This is a genomic window from uncultured Eudoraea sp., from assembly GCF_947258525.1.
GTDB lineage: Bacteria > Bacteroidota > Bacteroidia > Flavobacteriales > Flavobacteriaceae > Eudoraea.
Map to the genome: position 1 here is coordinate 1 of NZ_CAMYIP010000139.1, position 2,215 is coordinate 2,215.

Below are 2,215 nucleotides of genomic sequence, written 5' to 3' on the forward strand. Positions count from 1 at the left end.
ATTGATAAACGAAATTTATTGCATTAGATTGTTGAATTCTCAATTGAATTCCTGGGTAGGTGGTAATTGTCGCTAACGTGTTGGCTATGATTTCGTCACGCCTTGGCGTGATGAACCTGTCCGCCTTTGGAGGATTATAGCCATTGTTGTCGGTTCGTTTTTTTAAATATTTTGTCCGAATGTCAATAGATTGCTGTCTGGATCAAGAATTGAAAATTCCTTTTGCCCCCAAGGTTTGATTGCGAGTTTTCCATTTGGATGAATTTCAGTCTGTTTTTCCAATAATGATTTGTAAAATTCGTCAATGTTGTCAGTTCGGATATAAACTTGCCCATAATTTTCTTTCAGGTCAAGTTCTTTAAATTCAAAAAAGTGAATTTGAATTTTTTCTTTTTCCATGATCAAATAGCCATCAAAATCAGCACTTCCAAATTGATTAAACCCTAATTGATTTGAGTAAAATTCTCTTGTGACATTTTTGTCACGCATCGGTAATTTTGGATTGATATCTGTTAGCATAATTCCACTATTAGCATTTTTTAGTTCATACTTCTTAAACTCAATTTAAATTTGTTACGTACCCTTTAATGACCGCCAACGTTTAGTGTATGATTTCGTCACGCCTTGGCGTGATGAATTATACACAATGTTGGCAAAAGTTTTATTCTAAATCCTCATTGTTGATTTCGTATTGGTATTTAAAAAATCTTTTTGATGGCTCACTTGACAACCAGTATTCATCTATGATATAAATATTCTTTCCAGGATCATTCGGTTTATAAACTTTTAAGATTTGTTCTGAATTATTTTTGACCACTACGGAATCATATTCAGTTAAGGAAGGTTCAAGAAAATCATTTCCAATATCAAAGCCTTCCTGAAAGAGCCCAGTTTCATTTGAAGGAATTTCCAAAGTTTTACTTAAGTCTTGGTTAAACGACACAAATTCAATAATTAAGTCCCGGGTTGTTAGGTTTTCGATATTAGCCTCCATATTGGCCACCGGGTCACAACTGTAAAAAACAGCTATCACTATAAGTATCGAAAATAATTTTTTCATTTCATTTTTTTTAATTTTTGCCAACTTGTTATATCAGTACCAAAAGAATTCATTAACATTTCGGTTCGCCGGATAAAGAGACCTATCCTCCTTTTATATGGTATAAATCCCCATAGGGGTATCTAATTGATGCCGTCAATCATGACTTCTATAAATTCTTCGATAAATTTACGGGGTTTTATTTACGAATCGTACAACGCATTAAAGACATTTCAAATTAATCAGTTGTGAATGAATATGGTTATATGCAAGCCCCCGCTAGCGCGAGCATCAGATTCTTTATAAATTACAAATTACAAATACCAAATGACAAGCACCAAATGACAAAGTATTCTGCAGCACCATTGGAATTTGAATTTTGGAATTTGAGATTTCCGATTTGGATTTTTCACTCCGCTAGTGCAAGCATCATGGCCGAAACTCCAGCCCGGGTACCAGGGCCCATCTAAAGAAAATTAAAAGCAGCAGAAGTAATAAGACAGGACTCCAAGCTACTTTCTCATTTATTCTATTGGGAACATGTCTTATGGGTCTGCTACGAGCTGCGGCAGCCCATATCCAGGGGATTGAAAAAGCGGAGACGATAAAAGGTGTAACCGCCTGACCCATAGGAAGAATCCTAAATGGCACAACAAAGATGCTGCCTATAATAGCTGCACCTACGGCGATATACCGAATATACCTTAGCTTCACCTTAGGATGGTTTAAATCGGCATCAACGAGAGCAAATTCCAGCAGAAGTTTGCTAAACCGAATACACAGCAAGGCCATAGCAATGGCACTTATTATTGACAGGCTTATCAGCAAGGGTTCACTTAGTTTCAAATATCCTACAAGCGCCTCACCCACATCGGTGCCCGGGTTTAAATACCCGATTATCACTTGAGGAATAGATTGTATAAGTCCATGAAAAGCCATCCACAATATGAATAGTTTCCAAATACTTCCGGAGTTTCGAATAAATTGAAAAATAGCCAAACAGGTCAATCCGATTAAGAAAATTGCCAGCGCTCCTGAACCCTGCATCAATGAAGCCATGGGATGTTCTCCCACCCAGGTATGATTGTTATGGTATAGAAAAGATTGCAGGCCAAGCGCCTTTTTACCAAGAACAAGAAATACCTCTTGCAGAAAGAAAATTATATTGAATGCCAG

At 36.8% G+C, this 2,215-nt stretch carries 3 protein-coding genes; all 3 read right to left on the minus strand.

Translation table 11 applies throughout. The annotated features are described in order from the left end of the window. Positions 1-162: 162 nt before the first annotated feature. Positions 163-519: a VOC family protein gene (locus Q0X89_RS10550; protein ID WP_297693898.1), complete on the minus strand. Its 357-nt coding sequence runs from the start codon at positions 517-519 to the stop codon at positions 163-165. Between the two features lie 142 nt (positions 520-661). Continuing rightward, entirely contained in the window at positions 662-1,060 is a 399-nt protein-coding gene (locus tag Q0X89_RS10555; protein WP_297693900.1) for a hypothetical protein, read from the minus strand. 408 nt (positions 1,061-1,468) lie between these two features. After that, positions 1,469-2,215, minus strand: a 747-nt coding sequence (locus Q0X89_RS10560; RefSeq protein WP_297693902.1) for a hypothetical protein, incomplete at its 5' end; no start/stop codon positions are given.